The organism is Acidiluteibacter ferrifornacis (assembly GCF_009909615.1).
In the GTDB taxonomy this organism is placed as follows: Bacteria; Bacteroidota; Bacteroidia; order Flavobacteriales_E; family Vicingaceae; genus Acidiluteibacter; species Acidiluteibacter ferrifornacis.
This window is the reverse complement of sequence record NZ_WWNE01000005.1, coordinates 334-22440: the sequence shown is the minus strand read 5'-3', so window position 1 is coordinate 22440 and position 22107 is coordinate 334. Positions and strand designations below refer to the sequence as shown.

The window sequence follows — 22107 nt, the reverse complement described above, 5'->3', positions numbered from 1 at the left end:
ATGAAAGCGATTCTTACCAGTATTTTCACGATCCTTCTTGTTCATGCATCTGTTGCACAGAAAATGGATGCTTATCAAATTTATACCGCCAAAGGGAAAAAGACCACTTATAAAAAGTTGGTAAAAGCAGCCGATAAAAGCGACATCATCTTATTTGGAGAATTGCACAATAATGCCATTTCGCATTGGTTAGAGTTGGAAGTATTGAAAAGTATTGCTGAAACAAAAGCAGTAACTGTAGGAGCAGAAATGTTTGAAGCCGACAATCAAGAACCACTGAATCTTTACCTCTCCGATTCTATTGATGCCAAAGGATTAGATACTACTGCACGTTTGTGGAACAATTTCAGAACAGATTACCAACCGTTAGTGGACTTTGCCAAAAGCAAGCAGTTTCCATTTATAGCGACAAATGTGCCCCGCCGTTATGCTTCTAAAGTGTACAAAGGTGGTTTTGGCAGTTTGGATTCTATTTCTGATTTAGAAAAAACATGGATTGCTCCTTTGCCAATTGCTTATGATTCTTCGTTGAGTGGATACGTAGAAATGTTAAAAATGATGGGCGGACACGGCGGAGATAATCTTCCTAGAGCACAGGCGCTAAAAGATGCCACCATGGCCCATTTTATCTTAGCCAACTATAACTCAAACAGCACGTTCATTCATTACAACGGCGCTTATCATTCTGATGATTACCAAGGTATTTTGTGGTATTTGAAATTGCAAAAACCGGAATTAAACTACTTGACGATAACTACTGTAACACAAGCTAATGTTTACGAGTTATCAGCCAAAGCCAAACAAAAAGCCGACTTTATTATTGTGGTCGATGAGGATGTGACGGAGACGTATTAGAACACATAATTCTAATTTATTTTTTAGTTTAGAATTATGTGCTCTTTCCATTAAAAGTTGACACAAATCAGAAAATAATTATTTTGAGTCTATTCAGTTAATGATAAATAATCAGAATATTCAACAACATTGCATTGGATAATAGTTCTTCCCTGGATTTCATTATCGACTAAAAAGATATTTCCGTCTTCAGGATCTATAAATTTAATTTGATTTGGATTCAAAAAAAATTCGTGGTTGCTAGAATAATTTTCTTGTGGCTCAAAGTGGAGCATTACTTTAATTAGTTTCATAATATTAATTTAATAAATTTTGAATACAAAAATAAAGAAGTAACTAATTAATAATAAGAAGTATAATTATTGTTTACTTTCCACTCTACAACCTCCAGTTTTATTGAAAGGATGTTTCGAAGAAATTAGAATAAATTGAAATTCTGAAAACAAAAAATGTCCATTTTCGTCAGAAAATAGCGCTTTTTGGAGATATTCGGTGAAATGGAATGCCTTTTAGAAAGAATTAACCCTTAATCAGCCATCACCGACTTCTTAAACTGCTGTGGCGTCATCAACTCCATCTTTTTGAACTGTCGGTTAAAGTAGCTTACATTATTAAATCCTGATTTAAAAGCCACCTCAGCTATTTGCAGTTTCTTGTTTCGTTTGATCATGCTTTTTGCAAACTTGATCTTCTCTGAGTTGATGTAATCGATTGGAGAGAAACCTAAAGTGTTCTTGAACTTCTTATGAAAATGGGAAGCACTCATGCATGCCTTTTCAGCCAATTGCTCCACTGATAGGTCCTTCTTGGTTAAATTTTCACGTATGTATTTAATCACCATCCCCATTCTAGTGTCGGTCAACATATTCTCCCGATCATTCAAAATAATGGATTTCGCTTTTGTTTGTAGTAATCGCACCACCAACTCTTGAATCATCAAATCCAACAATACATCTTTTGACTTATTATTGTTGGTAAATGTATACACCAATCGTTCTACCAAATGGTTTACTGCAGTGTTATTGGTTAAGTGAGAAGCAAAATTATCCAACTGCCAATTTCCATTTTCTTCTTCTATCGCTGTATGTTGATTAAAATGGAGTACAATGTCATTGATTTTACTAGTATCAATCCCTAAGGCCAAGCACTGTGTTGGATCAGATTTAGTGGCAATAGGAAAATCGATTACCATTTCTTTTCGGGTAGGCATCACTACCGATTGACCCGGATAAAAATCAAAGCTTTCCAATCCATCAATGTGCATTATTTTTTTGCCAGTTAGCATACTTGCTATCACCGGAAAATCGAATGTCAGAGCCACTTTATCGGCTACTTCATAAGTCTCAAAGATGTTCAGTTCTGCAAATTCAGCACTATAAACTGTTCTGTTCTCTACCAACTGATTCAACTTCCTTTGGTGATGATGCAAACTTAACAACTGACTCATAAGTGTTTAAATAATTTTGATCGAAATATGATAGAACTGTTCAATTTAATAATAAATACGTTCAATTAATCAAAAAATGGTTGGACTATTTTTATTGGCAGCTTATTTCTTGAATCATTGAAGAGAATAAAGCAACAATACTAACTATTAAAAATACCATATTATGAGTTATTCAAAACCCCAATTTAAAGACACCTACCACAACTTCATCAACGGAAAGTTCGTTGCTCCAATCGGTGGTCAATATTTTGAGAATACATCGCCAATTGACAATTCATTCATTGCAAAGTATCCTCGTTCACAGAAAGAAGATGTAGAATTGGCGTTAGATGCAGCCAATGCAGCCAAAGAAGCGTGGGGAAATACATCCGTAACTGAGCGTTCCGCTTTGTTAAATAAAGTGGCCGATATTATAGAGGCGAATCTAGAAGAGTTTGCATTAGTAGAAACTTGCGACAATGGAAAACCCATTCGTGAAACATTGAATGCGGATGTACCTCTTTCAATTGATCATTGGCGCTACTTTGCATCGTGTATTCGTGCAGAAGAAGGCGGAGCGAGTGAACTCGACTCAAATACCCTTTCAATGAATATTAAAGAACCACTTGGTGTGATTGGTCAAATTATTCCATGGAATTTCCCATTATTAATGTTGTCTTGGAAACTTCCTCCAGCATTGGCTACAGGAAACTGTGTGGTCTTGAAACCAGCAGAGCAAACTCCTTCTTCAGCGACTTTATTAATGGAAAAAATTGCAGAAGTATTCCCTCCGGGAGTATTAAACATTGTTCACGGTTTTGGCCCTGAGGCAGGAAAACCATTGGCATCAAGTTCAAGAGTGGATAAAGTAGCATTTACAGGAGAAACCACCACTGGACAATTGATTATGCAGTATGCCTCTAAAAATCTAAATCCAGTTACCATGGAATTAGGTGGCAAATCACCAAACATTTTCTTTAACTCAGTAATGGACGAAGACGATGCCTTCTTAGACAAAGCCATTGAAGGAGCGGTATTGTTCGCATTCAACCAAGGAGAAGTGTGCACGTGTCCTTCTCGTATATTGGTTCAGGAAGACATTTACGATAAATTTATGGAGCGTGTAATTGCACGAACCAAAGCCATTATTCAGGACAACCCCTACGATGTAAATACACAAGTAGGTGCTCAGGCTTCAAACGACCAATACGAGAAGATTCAATCTTACTTGAAAATCGGAGTGGAAGAAGGTGCAAAAGTATTGGCAGGTGGTGCTGCGAGTAAGTTAAGCGGCAATTTAGCCAATGGCTTTTACATTCAACCTACGTTATTAGAAGGACACAACAAAATGCGTGTGTTTCAAGAAGAGATTTTTGGACCTGTAGCTTGTGTAACTAAATTTAAGGACGAAGCGGAAGCGTTAGAAATTGCAAACGATACGTTATACGGTTTAGGAGCTGGCGTTTGGACTAGAGATGCCCATCAATTGTATCAAATTCCAAGAGCCATAAAAGCTGGTAGAGTTTGGGTAAACTGTTACCATTCTTATCCTGCGCATGCTCCTTTCGGTGGATACAAGAAATCGGGTTTCGGTAGAGAAAACCATTTGATGATGATGGATCACTATCGTCAGACCAAGAACATGTTGATCTCTTACGATAAAAATAAATTAGGGTTCTTTTAATTTTTATTCAATATCCTATTTCATTGTTGTCCGATTAAAAATTTTGAATAAAAAACGAATGCTAATTTTAATGTTGTCCCTTGAATTTTTGTTTTTGGAAAATGAAATAAATTCTTAGAGAAACCGGGAAGCTCCAATCTGTGATTGGAGATCACCCGGCTGAACTTAGGATTTATAAAATTTGGAGGAAATAAAAATTCAAAGGTCGAGCTTTTTTTGTTTCGTTTTTTGGCGGACAAAAAAATGAAAAATCTAAATCAAAAAAAGTAAGTCTTATTTAACACCAATTAAATTGTATTATAATTTTAAAAGACTTATGTATTGATTAAGATACATCTTGATATCTAGTTTGTTTTTTATATTTTATCGGACACTAATCATTCAATATCCAATTTATAAATGAAGGCTGAATAGATTGTTATTCAGCCTTTATTTTAAAAGGCTATTCATTATGAAACGAATCGAAATTACAGAAGTAGCTCTTAAAGTAGTTCAACAATTGAAAGAAAAACACGGTGAGCTCATTTTCCACCAAAGTGGCGGTTGCTGCGATGGATCCGCTCCTATGATTTTTGAAAAAGAGGACATGTACCTCGATGAAAGCGATATTCTATTGGGAGAAGTTGGAGGCGTAAACTTCTACATGAACAAAGACCAATTTGAATATTGGAAACACACTCACCTTACTGTAGATGTTACCACAGGAAGAGGAGCTAGTTTTTCTTTAGAAATCCCGCTAGGTTTGCGCTTTATAATCCAATCTCGTTTATTAACCGATGAAGAAAATAAAGCCTTAGGAAACTATTGAATGAATTAATCCTCTTTCTCGTAATAGATTTTATAAAACTTACGTCCGTCGGATTCTACTCCTTTTTCAATTAAATCTTTATCTCCATGGATGTAAACATGAAAGTTTTTATCCAGTTTTAAGATACTTTTAAACAGGCGCTGCTGCTTTTTTACCGCTTGCCCCGAAATGTCAAATTCGTCTTTAATTTCCATCTCGTGCTCCGTCCGGTAATTATTATCAAACGATCGGAATGAATTGATGACATTCTCATCTTGAAAAACGGTTTCTTCAAATTCTTCTTTGTTGAAGGATTCTTTGGTTTTGAAATACTCTACAGAACGATTCAAAATATCAATCTGATCAGTTTTATCCACCGCGAATTCATCCGACATTTTATCGGTCACATAACTCTTAGCTATGTTCAAAAACTCCTTGGTATTGTGGTAATCATCGTTGCAGGTTTTAATGTTTAAAAACAAATCCTTCCAATAATGTGCCTCTTCTCCTCTATTCGCTTTATCGATAATACACACTCGATATCCTTGATCTTTGTCTCTGTTAAAAATCAAACATCCTTTGTCCAGTTTATCAATGTTTATCCCACTTTCATAATTGATGGTTAAGCTATCTTCAGTATCATTAATCTGAATAAACGAGTGCTTGTTCTCCGATTTAAAAATTCCAATTACATCTACTTCCTGATCATTTAAACGAATGCCATCCAATTTGGCAACAAACAAATCTCCTGGTTTTATATTCGGATGATTCGACACATCGTATAAGTACTGTGCTATTTTCTTGGTGTTATCATGAAATGACCGTTCTTCTTCAAAAATAGATGTCGCATAACTGTATAATGGATTCAATTCAAACTCTCCATTAGAAAAAGTAAAGTTGTAAAACTCCTCCGTTGTAAAAGGCTTTAGGAAATATTGTTGCAATAACCCTTGTAGTGTTTCATCTTCTACGTCTATCGACTCAAAAGAAAAATTTAATGGTTCTTCATTGGCTTTATTACCGACTTGGTGTACAGAAAGCTCTTTTATTTCTGAATTGATGTGATTGATCATAGTTGAATAGCGCTTGAAATTTTTTCCGAATTCAAAAGTAAGGTTTGGAAGGGGGATTTGTGAACTTTGTACATCTCTTTGTGCAATTTGTGGTTAAAAAAAGAGGCAAGAAGCTAGGTGTTAAAAGCAAGACTTAAATCAATGAATTTACTTTTCGATTCCTTTTTCCCTTTGATTAAATAGAAAATGTCAACAATCTTTTGAATGGTATTGAATGGCACAGTCCCAAATTCTCAATGTCCATCACTTTGCGAACTTTTCGAAAACCTCTGCGCCCTTTGTGGTTAAAATAAAACGATCAATACTTCTTTAAAACACCTCATTAAATTGAAACGACTCTTTAAACCGCACACCTTTCTCTGTGTTCTGAACAGTTATGATTTCGTTGGTAGCATCATGCTCCATGAACATAAAAATCTCTTCATCAGCACAACGCCCTAAAAACAACTTCTTCTCATCCAAAGTCAACAAAGGACGAGTATCGTAACCCATCACATAAGGTAAAGGCACATGACCTGCAGAAGGCAATAGATCAGCCATAAAAGCCAACTTTTTGCCTTGGTAATCAATTAATGGAATCATTTGGGCATCTGTATGTCCATTGGCATAAAAAATCTCAAAAGCATCGAATCCATCTTCTACAAACTTCAACTGCCCTAACTCTTGCATCGGCATCAAATTCTCTTTCAAGAAAGAAGCTTTTTCACGAGCATTGGGTTCAGTTGCCCACTTCCAGTGTTTGCGATTCGTCCAATAATTGGCATTTTTAAATGTCGCTTCAAATTTTGTTTTATCACGGTTCCATTTAATTCCACCACCACAATGATCAAAATGCAAGTGGGTTAAAAACACATCAGTAATTTCATCCAAACCGAAGCCCAATTTGGTAATGGAGTCCTCCAGAGTAGCACTTCCATGCAAATAATAGTGACTGAAAAACTTCTCCGACTGTTTCTCACCAATTCCATTATCGATTAATATCAATCGCTCGCCATCTTCAATGAGCATGCATCGCATGGCCCAAGTACATAAATTATTTTCATCGGCGGGATTCGTTCTCGACCACAAACTTTTGGGAACAACACCAAACATGGCTCCACCGTCTAATTTAAAATTTCCTGTCTCTATTGGATATATTTTCATGCTAACTAATTTTTATTCCGTTTTTTACTGGTCGTTCTGTTTGTAGAATCACCACTTTACCATCCTCCTCAACTGCTCCTAGTACCAAACATTCCGATTGAATATTGGCTATTTGCTTTGCTGGGAAGTTTACAACAGCTATAACTTGTTTCCCTATTAAATCATCAGTAGAATAGTGAGAAGTAATTTGTGCAGAGGATTTCTTTATTCCTAATTCACCAAAATCGATATGTAGAATATAAGCTGGCTTTCTCGCTTTTTCAAAAACTGTTGCAGATACAATTGTACCTGTTCGAATATCTACTTTTTCAAAATCATTCCAATCAATCATAATACCTCTCCTCTAACACATTGACATGATGAATTACATGCCCAATCATTATATATGCTATTGCCCTAACTGTAAACTGAACATTATTAGCTATTCCGCCTCTTTCCCATTCTAATTCAGAAAAATTTTGAAACATCGCCAAATTCGCTTTACGTATCAATTCAAACTCATTGATAAGGCCTTCCAATGATTTATTAGAAAGATCCGCATCAGCCACATAAGCATCATGATCATAACCTGCGATTGGATTTTTTTCTCCTCTAACAAAAGCGTGCACCCTATTCATCATCACCCTTTCCACATCAATAAGGTGACTCACTATCTCTTTGATGGTCCACTTCCCTTCTGCATATGCATAATCTGCTCCTTTCTTGTTTTTTGCTAACGCTTTTTTAAGCAATAAAACATTATTATTCATTAGATTATAAAAATCACCATCAGGAACCAATTTTATGTATTTATGATAGTAATCGGCAACTTGATCTAAGTTGGGTTTATTCATAATTCTCTTATATTTTGATTCCGAAAGTTAAGACCATTCCATTTATTCGACTAGTCAAAAGAGAAATTCTTTACCAAATTTTAATGCTACTCGCTATACTATGATTGCCATATTCTTAATTCTTGAAAACAGCATTAAGGAACTTTAACAACTAATTATTATGCGTGCATATTTTTTATGGTATATTTAAAAATTATAATTATATTACGACAAACAAATATATAGACATGGCGAAAGGTAAAAAAGAAAAAGTATTACAGCCAAAAATTAAAGTAAAATTAGATCGAAATACCATCATATACGTAAAAGATGAAAAGGCCTTGGAAATATGGCTCCCAAGGTATCCAGATTTAAAAATAGTACCAATGTAAAAACAAAAAGTCTCAATAATTGATATTGAGACTTTTTTTATACTTGTATTTTGGCAATTAGCTCTTATACAATTTATCTATTTCTTTATTGAATTTTTCAGCAGACTCATCTAGTTCTGACTTAATTCCTGCAAAGTATTTTTTCACTTCAGCTCGCTTTCCATTTCGTGGGTAATGATTTACTTTCGCTACCAATTCAAACCACTTATCTGCTATAGTATCTATTAATTCATCTGCTTTCTTATCATTGTCTCCGGGGTGGTTCAATGTGTATGAAAAAGCATCCTCCATCAATAAGTTGGTTCTGTATTTAATGGATTCTTTTAATTCTCTTTTACTCGACATATCTAAAGTTTTAAATGTTTAATCAATCAATTCATTCTTAAATGATAAATTTGCACAAAAATACGGATTGTTTGCCATAATTGACATAGAAACTACAGGCGGGAATGCTAGACAAGGAAAAATAACTGAGATAGCCATCTTTATACATGATGGTTTGAAAGTAATTAGAGAATTTTCTACCTTAATTAATCCTCAAATACCAATTCCTCCATTCATTCAGAAATTAACCGGGATAACTGATGATATGGTAGAAGATGCCCCCAAGTTTTATGAAGTGGCTAAAGAAATTGTTCAAATCACTCAAGGAGCCACCATTATCGCTCATAATTCTAAATTTGATTATTCCTATATCAAAGAAGAATTTAAAAGTTTAGGTTATAAATACGAACGTAAGCATTTGTGCACTGTTGTCCTCAGCAGAAAATACATACCATATAGACCATCTTATAGTTTAGGAAAGCTGTGTAAAGATCTTGGAATTGAACTTAAAGGAAGACACAGGGCCAAGGGTGATGCTGCTGCAACGGTTCAGTTATTCGAGATGATACTAAAAGAAAACCCTACTGAAATTGCTCAATTAATTTAAAAATGAAAACTGAACCTTCTACATCCCCTAAAAAATCTTGGTTAAAGCGAATAGGAGTCGCTGGTTTTTTATTTTTCTTGATCAAAGGGTTAATATGGCTAGCAGTTTTCTTTGGAATAGGAGAATTATTAGGGTGTTAATGATTAAGATAATAAGCTTATCAAGTTGGATAAAATTTATAGTTTTATAGCTAAAACCAAAAGCGATGCATCCAAAAGTTGACGATTTTATTCAGCGTGCAAATCAATGGCAAGATGAATATCTTTTACTTCAAAAGATATTACTAGAGTGCGGACTCACTGAAGAGTTAAAGTGGGGCAATCCGTGTTATACATATAAAAAGTCAAATATGATGATGATTGCTGGTTTTAAAGGTTTCATCGCATTAAGTTTTTTAAAAGGAGTGTTACTCCAAGACACTGAAAAACTTTTAGTAGCTCCTGGTGAAAACTCACAATCTGTAAGGTATTTAAAATTTACTTCGGTTCAAGAAATTACAAATCAGTTAGACACCATAAAGACTTATATTTTTGAATCTATTGAAGTAGAAAAAGCCGGCATAAAAGTCAACAAAAAGAAAAGTAGTCACCTGGATCTAATTGATGAACTAAAAGACAAGATGAATGAGAACCAGGCATTTAAAGAAGCGTTTGAAGCATTGACTCCAGGAAGGCAGAGAGGCTACCATTTGTACTTCTCCAGTGCGAAACAATCTAAAACTAGAATAGATCGAATAGAAAAATACCGACAACGTATTTTAGACGGTATCGGTATTCATGATTGTATTTGTGGTCAATCTAAACGAATGCCCAGTTGTGATGGATCACATAAATATCTATAAAAAAGGGACGAGGCGCCCCAACACCTCGTCCTAAGGACATAAACACTAGCGCGTTTTTAACTTTGTTACATCCTTTTTCTCATACGCCCAAACAAAGTTTCCATCCTCACTTAATTCTTGCTGAGAGTCCTTTTTCGCATTGTATTTAACATACGAACAGTCGTCCAAGTTAAAAGCTGCGAAATCATTGTTTTCTGTTACCATCAATAAGATGTTATCAATTTGTTTTACAGGTTCAGACCTTTTGTATTTATTTCCATATTGATATGAGCCATCTACTTGATTAAAAGCAGAAACCCCTTTCTCTCCTATAACAATAATCTTATCCTTATGTTTACGAATTTGAGTTGCATTTCCAACCCCACCATTCTTTACATCAACTTCATAATTCACAGTTCCGTCTGCACTTTTTATTGAATACAAGGCCTTACCGCTACTCACATAGATATTTTCTCCTTCTGAAAATGAGTTGGTAATACCTTTTTTAAATCGCTCTGTATCCCAAGCTAAAGTTCCATCGCTCGTATTAAATGCTTGTAAACCATTTGGTTTTACATTTTCATAATAAACTTTATCGGTATAGGTCCAAGTAGTGGTTCCTGTGTTCGCATCTTTAGACACGCTCATGTATCGACCTTGATATTCTACCACTCCTCCTATTTGAATAATCACTTTATCGTCTTTCACAAACAAGTTTGGAATACATTTCGCTCCTTTAATTTCAGGACTCTGCCAGATTAACTTTCCTGTATTTGCATCATACTTCTTGATTTTTTGATCTCTTTTTTGAGTAGTTTCTACAATGTAAACATCATTACCTACTCTTACGGGTTTGGCGGTAGTTTCATACACTCCAATTTTAACATATCCAGATACACTACCTCCATATCGAACGGTTTTAGGTTTCTTTACGTCTGGTGTTGCATCATAAGTCGCGGTCCATAAAGTAGCTCCTGTATTAAAATCAAAAACTTGAATTCCATTTAACTCTAAAAATAACTTATCTCCCTTTCTAGTCAAATCATAAACACGTTCTTTAGTAATAACTTTCTTTTCAGCTATCCCGTTATATTTGGCTGTCCATTTAATATTTCCATTGTCTAGGTCTATTCGCGCAATTTGATTTCTGAATGCTTTAAATAAAGACATTAAATGTGAAGGCGCAACATTAATTACGACGATATCTCCATTTTCATAAATATACTGTCCAATAGCCCCTACAAATTGTTTGGTTTCCCATTTCTCCTCTCCAGTCACAGCATCGACAAATACTAACCCATCAGATAAGGATAATAAAAATCCCTTTTTCTCAGGTAGATAACTAATCGCACCATCTGTAAGACCTTGATATTTTTCACTTTCCCATAAAACCTTACCTGAAGTGAGGCTTATCACTGCTAATTTATCTTTACCAACCTTCTTGTCAAATAAGAACATGGCATCTGAGGCCCAAAATGGTATCAGCTCGTCAATTTTTCTAAGGTTAGGAGTTATCTCTTTAAACTTGTTGGTCCATACAACATCCCCGTTACTCGTTTTAAACACAGTAATCTCCTTATCTGTAGCGATGTAACTTACTTCTCCTTCACCTTCTAAGCCTGTACCAACTCTTTCGGTTTTGTGATCGTATTTTTGGGTCCATGCTTCTTTCATATCTTCTTGAGCATATACACCTATGCTCATTGAGACTAATCCTGAAATGATTAATAGTTGCTTTTTCATAACAATTGGTTTATTAATTATAGTTGATTTGATTAAAAATTAAATTCATATTCAAATTGATAGCTACGATTCTTAGGCATCTTAAATGGGAATCTCATGGACTTGACATAATCCTTTAATGTATTCTGCTGTTTTACCTCTCCCGTTCTTTCTAGCGCATTGATAGTATATACTTCTCCTTTCGTACCTCCTATGGTGAGGTTAAAAGTGAAACTACCTTTCATGTTATTTTTTATTGCCCACTCTTTAAAATCTCCAGACTCCACAGCATTATTTAATGCGTTTCGAGCGGCTTCTACTACTTGTTCTTGCTCCGTGTAATAAGGTTTCTTTTGTGCATATGTGATATTAAGTGAAAGCAGAAGTAGTATGCTAAATAAGAATCTCAATATGGTTTTCATGATTGTCGATTTAGGCATTAATTATTGGGATTGTATTGGTTATATCTCCATTTTATCAATGAATTACCATAAGCTATTATGGCGTATTCTCCATCAGGAGTAAATATGAAACTTGCGTTAGTTCCCGCAAAAAAATTAAGCTTTGCACTTTTCCATATTTTATTTTGAGTATCGTACTGATCAGTGATTGAGCCACTACCAACATGATAAATATTAATTGCAGGAAACTTCTCTACAGTAGCTATCCCGAAATAATTACCACTAAAATCGTATTGAAAATCAGGTTGAGTGGTACTTCTTCCTAAATAGGATTCTCTAGTTGGTTCATAATTTGACTGAGGCAGTGCTACATTGACGTAAGAATTTTGAGCAATATTAAAGCTCAAAAGTTTTTCCCCATCAGGAGTGTATTTAAGCATGCTTATATTGTCATAAAACTCAGGCACTACACTTTTTAATTCTTGAGTTTTGAAGTCGTAGATAGCAATCAAGAACTTATATTTAGCAGCCGCCTTAATCGACTTTTTGTTCATTTTACGGTCGACTAACATTTTTATATCAGCTTTGTTAGGTTTCTGTACTACTGCTAGATCTTCTCCGTTTGGACTAATAGCGACAGCATTTGTCGCCCCCTCAGGTTTAAATTTTTGAATCGTTTTCCCACTTGAGAGTTCTTTTATTTCTAACGTTCCATTATCCAGTACAATAAGGTATTTCTCATCGAATGAGATCTTCAAATCATTAATCATTTTGTACTGATGAATTATTTTATCTGACTTCAAATCTATTACAGCATAACCTCCGGCCCGAGAATTTTTGGTGGAATAATATTCTGTAACTCTTTCTTGCAGTAATAAATAATTGCCATTAGATGAATACTCTACTCTATAACCGCTATAATCCTTATCCATTGGAATTTTTCGCAACAGCTTTCGGTTAACATGATCGTATAAGTATATCGCATCCATCTTCCCCCCGACTAAAGCCACTTCTTTTCCATTTGGGGAAAGATCAATCCCTGTGATGTTTATGACATCTTCTGTAACTGCCCATTTATCGTACTGTTCATTAATATTTTGACCAATCGAAAAGACAGGAAACAAAAGCAACAAACTATAAACTAGCTGAATTTTCATTGTATTAAAGCTATTTTGTAAGTGAATCTGTTCAGACTTCATTAATCTACAATACCTTCTTTTAAAGCGTATTTAATCATTTGTGCTAGGTTGTGCACTCCTAATTTATTTCGAATATTTGTTCGATGAGAATCTACTGTTCGATGACTAATCTGAAGTTTTTTTCCAATTTCAGTATTTGAATAACCATTAGCAATATGCTTTAAAACTTCTGTTTCCCTAGCAGTTAGAACCTCCATTTCTTGCTTTACTTCTTTCTTCATGAGATTAAAAATTTATTCTACACGAAGTACCATAGATTCTAAGTTGATTTAAATAGAGGAATCAACCGATTTTACCTACGACTTTTACCGTATTAGGCTAATGTTTAGAAATGAAAATATTGATTCAATTGATAGGAATCCGAATGGTTGCAATGGTTCCACTAGCAGGGCTTGGTGCATAATTTACCTCCCCATGAATTGTATTCAACCTACTTTTAATGTTCAACAAACCATGCCCTTTTTCAGTAGAATTTTCAGCGAAACCATTTCCATTGTCCTCTACTATGAGAATAATTTTTCCTGCATTTTTGAATAACTGAATGTGCACCATTTGAGCATTGGAGTGCTTGATAATATTATTGATTAATTCTTGAACTATGCGATAAATTGTAACTTCAATTTGCTCCTCCACACGATCTGTTACCTTATGGTGCTCGAATTCATATTCAATCCCTACCATTCCCAAGCTCTTTGAAAGCAAGTCTTCTAATGCAGAAACGATCCCAAGCTCAGTAAGAGATTTGGGCATCATCTGATGAGAAATAGATCGAACTTCATCGGCTGATTCACTTAATATTTCAGTGAGTCGATTTAATTCTTCTCGCTCTTCAGGATTATTGAAACTCCAGTTTCTTAGCATTTTTTGAAATGCCATTTTTAACCCACTTAATTGTTGACCGATTCCATCATGCAAATCTTTGGAAATGCGCTTTCGTTCTTCTTCTTGGGCTGTGATGACCGCATTTAACCCTTTTTCTTGCTCTTCAATCAGCATTCGTTGTATTTCGGCATCTTTTTTTCCTATATATCTAAGATAAAGCCCAATTGATACTACAATCACAAGAACACACAATGCTATCAATAAAAAGTTCAACCATCGATTGGAAACAATCTGAGCTTCTTGTTTTTTTAAGGTTAATTCTTGAAGTTCAATTTGCTGTTCCTTTTCTTTGGTTTCATACTTAGTGATTAGCTCTGCAATTTGTTCAGACTTCTTTAAAGTATAGAGGCTATCTTCTAACACTTTGTACCATTTAAAATAAAACAAAGCTGAATCGTATTGCTGCAGTGATTCAAACAAATCATAATAAGAATAATACCCCTCTGATTGAAATTTTAAATCGTCCAAAGCTTTTGACAAACGAATACCTTCAGAAAATAGACTCTTAGCTCTAGAAATATTACCTATTTCTTTATTGGCCCTACCAAGGTTAATCGCCGTAATACTTAGCGCCAAATTATCCCCTGTAATGTAATTGATTTCGTAAGCATCTTTTAAGTAATCCAATGCCATTTTCCAATTATTTTCTTTGAGATAGGTATTTCCAATATTAGACTTTATCATTCCAATATCTTTGATAGAGTTCTCTGCTGTAAAAAATTGTAAAGCGATTTGATTGTAGTAGTGAGCTGAATCATAATCTCCTAATTCGTCATAGGCGATTCCAATTCTGGATATCGCAAAATGTTTTTTAACGTCTTCTCCAATTAAATCAAAAAGTCCGATGCCCTTTTTTTGCCATTTTATAGATTCTGAAAAATTATTTAATCGATCGTGAATGTATCCAATATCTGAATAAAAACGAGCAATGTAATAGGTATCCTGCAGAGTTCTTGCCATTTCTAATCCTTCAAAGGCTACAGCAAGGGCTTCATCGTATCGCCCTCTCTTTTGTAATGCTACAATGATATTGTTAAATATGTAGCCATACCAATTTTGATGCTTCGTGCTTTTAGATTCTAAGAGCGCTAGGTTATAATGTTTAATAGTGCTATCTATAACTCCCTTATTTTCATAATTATTAGCTATATAAAATCGAGCCTTCGGTATTAAATCAGTAAATCCCTTTTTTACTCCCATTTGGTGTGCCCACAAAGCATAAGCTAACCCTTCTCCATTTGAATGATTTCTTACTATGAATCTTGAAACCTGAATCATACTATCTACTTTCGCACTATCAGACAATCCTTTCATCGTTGATAAAACACTATCTAAATTTGCGACATGAGTTTGACCGTATCCGACCATATACCAACAAAACAGAAGAAGAAAGTATCTTTTCATCAAGCGTAATTTTGTACTTTAGAAAGAGGTATTCTAATAGTTACCACAGTTCCATGATTTGGACTTGGAGTATAATTAACATCACCTCCCAATGAGTTTATCCGACTTTTTATATTAAGCAACCCATGTCCATCTGATTTTGAATCAGAAACAAAACCCTTTCCATTATCTTCAACCATTAAAATAATACGATCACCGTTCTTAAAAAGTTGCACATTCACTTCCGTAGCTTCTGCATGCTTTATAATATTGTTAATTAATTCTTGTAGAACACGGTATAGGCTCAATTCAATTCTTTCTTCCAATCGCCCTGAAATACCATAATGTTCGTAATCATGTTTGATATCTAAAGGCTCTAAACTTTTAGTCAACAAATCGCCTATTGCCGGCAATAACCCTTCCTCCGTTAATGCCCTTGGCATCATTTGATGAGAAATTGTCCTTACTTCATCTGCTGAATCACTAATAATCGATACCAATCTCTTAATTTCATCCTTTCGGTGAGGTATCTCTTGATTTAATCGATCCTCTAATCGTTGAAACGCCATTTTTAAACCACTCAGTTGTTGTCCAATTCCATCATGAAGTTCTTTTGAAATTCGTTTCCTTTCTTCTTCTTGTGCTTGAATAACAGCATTCACTCCTTGATCCCTTTCTTCGATTATTGCGGCATCAATTTCTGCTTGTGCTTTTCGCTTATTGTTCTGAACTATTGCTAAAAACACCATGCTCGCGGCTATCATGATTAATGCTAAAAAGATAATCCACTTGTTCCTATTTACAGTTTCAAGCTCGGCTTCAGCTTTTTCAGACCTTAATATAGCAGTCATTCCCTTTTCTTCTGCCAACAGCTTTTCTTTTTCAGCCGTTTCATATTTAGTGCGTAACTCCGCTATATTTTTGGAGTTCTCCTCATTAAGAATACTGTCTTTTAACTTGATATACATTTGCGAATATTCAAATGCCTTAGCGAAATTATTTTGCTTGGCATACAGATTGGCTAGACCATCGTATATATCCTCCTTTAGTTTTCTATATCCGGCCTCTCGGCTAATTGTCAATGCTTTTTCAAAATATTCTTTGGCTTCTTTATATCGATTTTGTTTTAAATAAAGACTTCCAATATTGTTATACTCCAATGCTAAACCGTTTTTGTTATCAAACTTCTGATTGAATACGAGTGCCTTTCTATAATACTCTTCTGATTCTTTATATCGGTGCTGCAAAGAGTAAACCTCTGCAATATTGTGCCAACTCGTATTCATGTCAGCATGATTTCCTAAAACTTCACAAATTTCTAACGCCTCATAATAATTGGATAACGCTTCATCATACTCTCCTCTATATCTGTGAATGGCACCTATATTAATCAATCCCTTCTTCAATATTTCTAAATCGCCGATTTCCTTAGAAATCTCAGAAGACTTTTTAAGGTATAACAAGGTATTCTCCATATCGGACAGGTAGTAATGAACTACTCCGATGTTGTTATATGCCTCTGCTATACCTCTTTTATGATTAATTTTCTTTTCATAATCCAATGCTTGAAAATAGGCCTCTAAAGCCTTATTAAATTCTCCTTTGTTATTATGAATTATTCCGATGTTATTTAAAATCTTAGCCAGACTAGAATCATCGTTATTCTTCAATGCCATCTTCTTAGCGACTTCATACATTTGCATGGATTCATCTAGTTTTCCCCTTCGTTGTAAAATGTTACCTTTAATGTTAAGAGTGGCAATAATTCCTTTTTCATAGTCAATATCAATTGCATTTTGATAGGCAATTTTTATATAATATTCTGAAGAGTCAATATTTACATCAATGAAAGCTTTAGAAAGAGCCACATATTGATTGATACGGTGAGCTTCTGTCATTGACGTTCTTATCAACTGTTTTATACTATCTCTTACTTGTTCATTTCCGGCTACTGCGAGCAAAGGATATAATGATAGAATAAAGTATATAATGCGTTTCATCCTCCGAAAATATAAAAATCAATCCCTTTCGAAAAACAGAAAGCTCCTATTTAAGAAAAAATACGGTAATCAACGTAGTCAAATACGTCTCTTCAATGATTTTATCAAATACTATTCCCGATACAATTGTTTTTTTGTTTCTTTGACTGAATGAAATTCATGAACGTTTCAACATCATTATACCTAGGTGTTTTTATTGTATTTACATTCTTACTTTATGGGAATACTCTAAACCATGACTTTGTGTTAGACGATTCCATTGTAATCACAGAGAATAGTTTCGTGAAGCAAGGTCTTTCCGGCATTCCTTCGATTTTTTCAACAGAATCAATGGTCGGCTTCTATGGACAACAAAAAAGCTTAGTTTCAGGTGGACGATACAGACCGCTATCTATTGCCGTTTTCGCATTGATTCATCAAGTTTTCGGAATGAATGCCAAAGTATTTCATTTATTCACTGTACTTTTTTATTTAACGAACGTCCTCCTATTGTTTAAGGTACTTTTACAACTATTTAAAGAGCGTATTCCAAAACAATCTCAGAATTTACTAGCTGCAATAATTACTTTACTATTTATTGCCCATCCTATACATACAGAAGTAGTAGCCAATATAAAAGGTAGTGATGAGATTTTATCATTTACAGGGGTGTTAGCCTCTCTTTATTTCCTTCTTAAATACATTGATTACCGAAATTGGGTTTATCTAGTTATCGCAATGGGTTGTTATTTTTTTGCACTACTAAGCAAAGAAACAGCCATCACATTTTTAGCGATAATTCCTGTTACGATTTATTTTTTTAGAACTAACAATTGGAAACTATTGTCCATTAGTTTCGGAAGCTTATTCACTATCGCCGCCATTTGGTACCTCATTAGAGGGCAGGTAATTGGTAGTATGTTTATAGATGCTGTTGCTGACAACCTAATGAATGACCCGTTTTTAGAAGCCTCTACTTCAGATAAATATGCTACAATAATCTTTACCTTGTGGAAGTATATCGCATTATTATTCTTCCCACATCCACTTACCTACGATTATTATCCGAAACATATTCCTATCGTTAGTTTCACCAACCCAATAGTAATATGGAGCGTTATTGTTTATGTCAGCTTGATACTTTTTTCAATCAAGGGGTTGATAAAGAAAAACATTTACGCCTTTGGAATAATTCTATACGGATTGAGCTTAAGTATTTCTTCCAATCTTTTCTTTTCAATTGGAGTGTTCATGAATGAACGATTTATATATGTCTCCTCTTTAGGATTTTGTATTATTTTAGCCCATTTTCTGTTATTAGACAGTCATAAACTACTCAAAAATAAAAACATAGCGATAGGTATTCTATTCGGTATACTCTTAGCATACTCAGGGAAAACCATAAGTAGAAATCAAGTTTGGAAGAGTAATTTAGTTTTGGCGACAATAGACGCAAAAACAAGTGTTAATGGTGCTAAAAGCCAAACAATGGCAGGAGGTTTATTGCTAGAGCAAGCACAATCAACCCACAACCCAGTTGAAAAACAACAATTATTAATGCAATCAATAGCTCACTTGCAGAAAGCTATTGATATTTACCCTGAATACATAGACCCTAAATTATTAATGGGGAATGCCCAATATGAATTATCTAAATCTCCTCACAAAGCACTAAAGTATTATTACGACATTCTCACAATCAATCCTTCTCATAGTAATGCTCATCAAAACATTCAATTTGTAATCGGCAAGGTGGAAGATCCTTCCACAAAAGTTAAGCTATATGAAGAGTATGTTATGCATTCAATTGAGCCCGCAGCCATCTATTTTTTAATTGGAAATATTTATGGACAACAGCTCAGCAACCTTCCAAAGGCCATAAAATATTTAGATCAAGCTAACAATTTGAAGCCAAATGATGCAGATATCATTATTAACCTAACTACTGCTTTATCATTGAATAAGCAGTTCTCCAAAAGCATTGATATTCTTGAAAATGCAATTCAATCTTCTCCGAATAATTCTCAGTATTACTTAAATTTAGGGTTAAATTATTATGAGATAGGAGAAATAGACAAATCCAAAAGCAGCTTTGATACTGCAGTTCAACTAAACCCTAATTTAAACCGCAGCCAATTTCCCGTATAATACCTTTTCATTAGGATTGTATTCATTTATCTTTTCAATTTAATAAAAACAATTGGCATGCATTTAATATTTTTTGTAGTTTTGCGCTTCGAAAATGGCCTCGTAGCATAACTGAATAGTGCACCACATTACGGCTGTGGAGGTTGAAGGTTTGAATCCTTCCGAGGTCACTCTTTTAAAATCCCAAATTGTTTACGATTTGGGATTTTTTTATGTCCCTTAATATTGACGACTCCCACTCAAGACAAAGAGATTAATAACTACTTCAATAGTGGAATAAGGGTTTCTTGCTCTTTTTTGGTTAACCCTTTAATTGACTATCTCCCCCCTTCAAATGGCTGGGTTAATCTTTTTCAGAAAATAGCTACTTTTACCCTCAATGTTTCTCAATCTTCGCTTTTCACCTATTGTCCAATTCATTTTCTTTTTAAAAGCAAGAAGAGGGCACATTTACTTTAAAAACATTCTAATCAGAGTGTTTTTAGTCCTCTTTCTATTAATAAACGCTAATCTAATTCTTGGTCAAAACCACGAGAAAATAGACTCTTTTGAAAAAGTCCTTCTTCAAACTGAAAATGACTCATTAAAAATGGAGTTGAATAAAAGTTTGGGAATTATGTGGGAAGCTTCAAATTTAGATTCTTCTATTTTTCATTACAATCAAGGAAAAGAAATAGCGAAAATGCGTTTTATAAAACAAAAGGTAAATTTATCCGAATAAATACGCATTTATCGGTATGTTAATTATTTTATAATTTCAATACTTTTGAATTCCATATCAAAATAATAGAAAATGAATAAAAAATTAGTCATAATAGCCATGCTATTAAATGTATGCTCCATAGCACAAAATAATGTTGCATTTAAATGGGCAAATGTACTGCAAGGGACGAATTCATCTAGTCTATCATATTCCATCGCAATTGATCATTTAGGCAACTCCATTTTAACCGGTTATTTTTCAGGTACAATTGATTTTGATCCTTCAACATCTGTTGCAAACTTAACCTCTACAACCAGTTATACAGGAACACCAAGCTCTGATATTTTTATAGCGAAATACGATAAAAATGGAAATTATATTTGGGCGATTAATATGGGAGGAGATAGAAGTGACCAAGCTAACGCCTTATCAGTTGATGCTTTCGGAAATATATATATTACAGGTTTCTATCAAATTTCAGCTGATTTTGACCCTTCTTCGAGTTCCCATGTTCTCACCGCTCAAGTTGGTTCCGGGGGAACTTCTGCTTTTTACAATGCATTTCTAGCTAAATACGATTCAAATGGAAATTTAGTTTGGGTCAATAATTTAGGTGGTGATAAATATGACAATAGCCATTCTATAGCATTAGATGCAATTGGTAATGTATATATAACCGGAGAATTTGTCGGATTAGCTAATTTTGACCCTTCATCCTCGCATTCAAATATTTATGATACAGGAGGTGGTAATGCCTTTCTTGCAAAATATGATTCCAATGGTCAAAATAAATGGGCTATTAGTTTAGGTGGAAATTATAGTGATGTAGGGAAAGTAGTATCAATTGACAATGCCGGATATATTTATCTGACTGGTTACTTTCATGGAATAGCAGATTTTGATCCATCCGGATCAAATACAAACTTAATATCCTCAATTAAATTAAATGGATTTCCTAGTCAAGATATTTTCTTGGCCAAATACGATTCAAATGGAAATATCATTTGGGCTAAAAGTATGGGTGGAATCGATGACGACGAAAGTAGAGACTTGGTTATAGATAACCAAGGAAATACTTATATGACAGGTCATTTTAAGGGGATTGCTGACTTTGACCCTTCGAGTAATACTAAAAATCTAACTAGTTTAGGATATATGGATGTTTTCTTGTCCAAATATGATAATAATGGAAATCTACTTTGGGCTAATAGTTTTGGTAATCCTTATAGTAATGACATTGCAAGCTCTATTGCTTTAGACAGTTCTGGCAATATTACAATTGCTGGTTCTTTCTATGGAACAGTGGATTTTGATTTTTCAAATAATTCTGCAATCATAACCTCTGCCGGTAATAACGATGCATTCATATCTAAATATAGCCCAAATGGCAACTACTTAGAAGCTTTTAGTTTGGGTGGTATGGGTAATGAGTATATCTATTCCCTAGTAATGGACAAATCAAACAATATAAACATTGTAGGATACTTTAATGGAATAAACTCTGATTTTGATCCATCTAAAGCTACTGCTTACTATTCTAGTACTGGCATAAGCGCTTTTGTTGCTAAATATAGCGAATGCTCAAGCTCAAATTCTACTGATATACAAGTTGCTTGCGATACTTACACTTGGGCGCAAAACAGCATGACTTATACTGCTACAGGATTGTATAACGATACCATCCAAAATGCTGCAGGTTGTGATTCTGTAATTACTTTGAATTTGACCATCAATAATGCGACAAGCTCGGCAACCAATGTTACTGCT

The 22107-nt window shown here is 34.4% G+C and carries 22 protein-coding genes and 1 tRNA gene; 10 read left to right on the top strand and 13 right to left on the bottom strand.

Annotation, left to right across the window (positions count from 1 at the left end; all coding sequences use genetic code 11):
• Complete coding sequence (locus tag GQN54_RS04445) at positions 1–855, top strand: ChaN family lipoprotein (protein ID WP_160632314.1); 855 nt, start codon at positions 1–3, stop codon at positions 853–855.
• Between the two features lie 89 nt (positions 856–944).
• Here GQN54_RS04445 and GQN54_RS04440 read toward each other — a convergent pair whose 3' ends face one another.
• Entirely contained in the window at positions 945–1148 is a 204-nt protein-coding gene (locus GQN54_RS04440; RefSeq protein ID WP_160632313.1) for a hypothetical protein, read from the bottom strand.
• A gap of 233 nt (positions 1149–1381) precedes the next feature.
• A complete protein-coding gene (locus tag GQN54_RS04435; protein ID WP_160632312.1) occupies positions 1382–2302 on the bottom strand; it encodes an AraC family transcriptional regulator in 921 nt (306 codons plus the stop codon).
• 163 nt (positions 2303–2465) lie between these two features.
• Between GQN54_RS04435 and GQN54_RS04430 the strand changes: the two genes are divergently transcribed.
• Both GQN54_RS04430 and GQN54_RS04425 read left to right on the top strand, forming a co-directional pair.
• Positions 2466–3965, top strand: a complete 1500-nt coding sequence (locus GQN54_RS04430; RefSeq protein ID WP_160632311.1) for an aldehyde dehydrogenase family protein — start codon at positions 2466–2468, stop codon at positions 3963–3965.
• 451 nt (positions 3966–4416) lie between these two features.
• Positions 4417–4773, top strand: a complete 357-nt coding sequence (locus GQN54_RS04425; RefSeq protein WP_160632310.1) for a DUF779 domain-containing protein — start codon at positions 4417–4419, stop codon at positions 4771–4773.
• A gap of 5 nt (positions 4774–4778) precedes the next feature.
• Here GQN54_RS04425 and GQN54_RS04420 read toward each other — a convergent pair whose 3' ends face one another.
• The 4 genes from GQN54_RS04420 to GQN54_RS04405 all read right to left on the bottom strand — a co-directional run bounded on the left by GQN54_RS04420 (position 4779) and on the right by GQN54_RS04405 (position 7801).
• A complete protein-coding gene (locus GQN54_RS04420; protein WP_160632309.1) occupies positions 4779–5825 on the bottom strand; it encodes a nucleoid-associated protein in 1047 nt (348 codons plus the stop codon).
• A 309-nt stretch (positions 5826–6134) separates the two neighbouring features.
• A complete protein-coding gene (locus GQN54_RS04415; RefSeq protein ID WP_160632308.1) occupies positions 6135–6968 on the bottom strand; it encodes an MBL fold metallo-hydrolase in 834 nt (277 codons plus the stop codon).
• A 1-nt stretch (position 6969) separates the two neighbouring features.
• On the bottom strand, positions 6970–7299 hold the full coding sequence (locus tag GQN54_RS04410; protein WP_160632307.1) for a tRNA-binding protein: 330 nt from the start codon (positions 7297–7299) through the stop codon (positions 6970–6972).
• Positions 7292–7801, bottom strand: a complete 510-nt coding sequence (locus GQN54_RS04405; protein ID WP_160632306.1) for a DinB family protein — start codon at positions 7799–7801, stop codon at positions 7292–7294. The genes GQN54_RS04410 and GQN54_RS04405 overlap by 8 nt, the downstream gene beginning before the upstream one ends.
• A gap of 227 nt (positions 7802–8028) precedes the next feature.
• Here GQN54_RS04405 and GQN54_RS04400 point away from each other — a divergent pair, with 227 nt between their 5' ends.
• On the top strand, positions 8029–8172 hold the full coding sequence (locus GQN54_RS04400) for a hypothetical protein (protein WP_160632305.1): 144 nt from the start codon (positions 8029–8031) through the stop codon (positions 8170–8172).
• A 57-nt stretch (positions 8173–8229) separates the two neighbouring features.
• Here the strand turns inward: GQN54_RS04400 and GQN54_RS04395 are convergent, their stop codons facing one another.
• Positions 8230–8517, bottom strand: a complete 288-nt coding sequence (locus tag GQN54_RS04395) for a hypothetical protein (protein WP_160632304.1) — start codon at positions 8515–8517, stop codon at positions 8230–8232.
• 67 nt (positions 8518–8584) lie between these two features.
• Here GQN54_RS04395 and GQN54_RS04390 point away from each other — a divergent pair, with 67 nt between their 5' ends.
• Both GQN54_RS04390 and GQN54_RS04385 read left to right on the top strand, forming a co-directional pair.
• Positions 8585–9103, top strand: coding sequence for a 3'-5' exonuclease (locus tag GQN54_RS04390; RefSeq protein WP_160632303.1), 519 nt, complete (start codon positions 8585–8587; stop codon positions 9101–9103).
• 205 nt (positions 9104–9308) lie between these two features.
• Positions 9309–9944: a DUF1801 domain-containing protein gene (locus GQN54_RS04385; protein ID WP_160632302.1), complete on the top strand. Its 636-nt coding sequence runs from the start codon at positions 9309–9311 to the stop codon at positions 9942–9944.
• 45 nt (positions 9945–9989) lie between these two features.
• Here GQN54_RS04385 and GQN54_RS04380 read toward each other — a convergent pair whose 3' ends face one another.
• The 6 genes from GQN54_RS04380 to GQN54_RS04355 all read right to left on the bottom strand — a co-directional run bounded on the left by GQN54_RS04380 (position 9990) and on the right by GQN54_RS04355 (position 17510).
• Positions 9990–11666, bottom strand: a complete 1677-nt coding sequence (locus tag GQN54_RS04380; protein WP_160632301.1) for an outer membrane protein assembly factor BamB family protein — start codon at positions 11664–11666, stop codon at positions 9990–9992.
• Positions 11667–11698: 32 nt separating this feature from the next.
• Positions 11699–12067, bottom strand: a complete 369-nt coding sequence (locus GQN54_RS04375) for a hypothetical protein (protein WP_160632300.1) — start codon at positions 12065–12067, stop codon at positions 11699–11701.
• Between the two features lie 17 nt (positions 12068–12084).
• Positions 12085–13203 carry a WD40 repeat domain-containing protein gene (locus GQN54_RS04370; protein WP_160632299.1) on the bottom strand — a complete coding sequence of 373 codons (1119 nt, stop codon included), beginning with the start codon at positions 13201–13203 and terminating at the stop codon, positions 12085–12087.
• Between the two features lie 41 nt (positions 13204–13244).
• Positions 13245–13466 (bottom strand): response regulator transcription factor, encoded by a 222-nt coding sequence (locus tag GQN54_RS04365; protein ID WP_160632298.1) that lies wholly within the window; start codon positions 13464–13466, stop codon positions 13245–13247.
• Positions 13467–13590: 124 nt separating this feature from the next.
• Positions 13591–15531 carry a tetratricopeptide repeat-containing sensor histidine kinase gene (locus tag GQN54_RS04360; RefSeq protein WP_160632297.1) on the bottom strand — a complete coding sequence of 647 codons (1941 nt, stop codon included), beginning with the start codon at positions 15529–15531 and terminating at the stop codon, positions 13591–13593.
• Positions 15531–17510: a tetratricopeptide repeat-containing sensor histidine kinase gene (locus tag GQN54_RS04355; protein ID WP_160632296.1), complete on the bottom strand. Its 1980-nt coding sequence runs from the start codon at positions 17508–17510 to the stop codon at positions 15531–15533. The genes GQN54_RS04360 and GQN54_RS04355 overlap by 1 nt, the downstream gene beginning before the upstream one ends.
• A 159-nt stretch (positions 17511–17669) precedes the next feature.
• Between GQN54_RS04355 and GQN54_RS04350 the strand changes: the two genes are divergently transcribed.
• The 4 genes from GQN54_RS04350 to GQN54_RS04335 all read left to right on the top strand — a co-directional run.
• Positions 17670–19637 carry a tetratricopeptide repeat protein gene (locus tag GQN54_RS04350; protein WP_160632295.1) on the top strand — a complete coding sequence of 656 codons (1968 nt, stop codon included), beginning with the start codon at positions 17670–17672 and terminating at the stop codon, positions 19635–19637.
• Between the two features lie 96 nt (positions 19638–19733).
• Positions 19734–19807: transfer RNA gene (locus GQN54_RS04345), tRNA-Arg, on the top strand.
• Between the two features lie 209 nt (positions 19808–20016).
• Positions 20017–20358, top strand: coding sequence for a hypothetical protein (locus GQN54_RS04340; protein WP_160632294.1), 342 nt, complete (start codon positions 20017–20019; stop codon positions 20356–20358).
• Between the two features lie 72 nt (positions 20359–20430).
• A partial coding sequence (locus tag GQN54_RS04335) for a ligand-binding sensor domain-containing protein (RefSeq protein ID WP_207554821.1) occupies positions 20431–22107 on the top strand: 1677 nt, incomplete at its 3' end.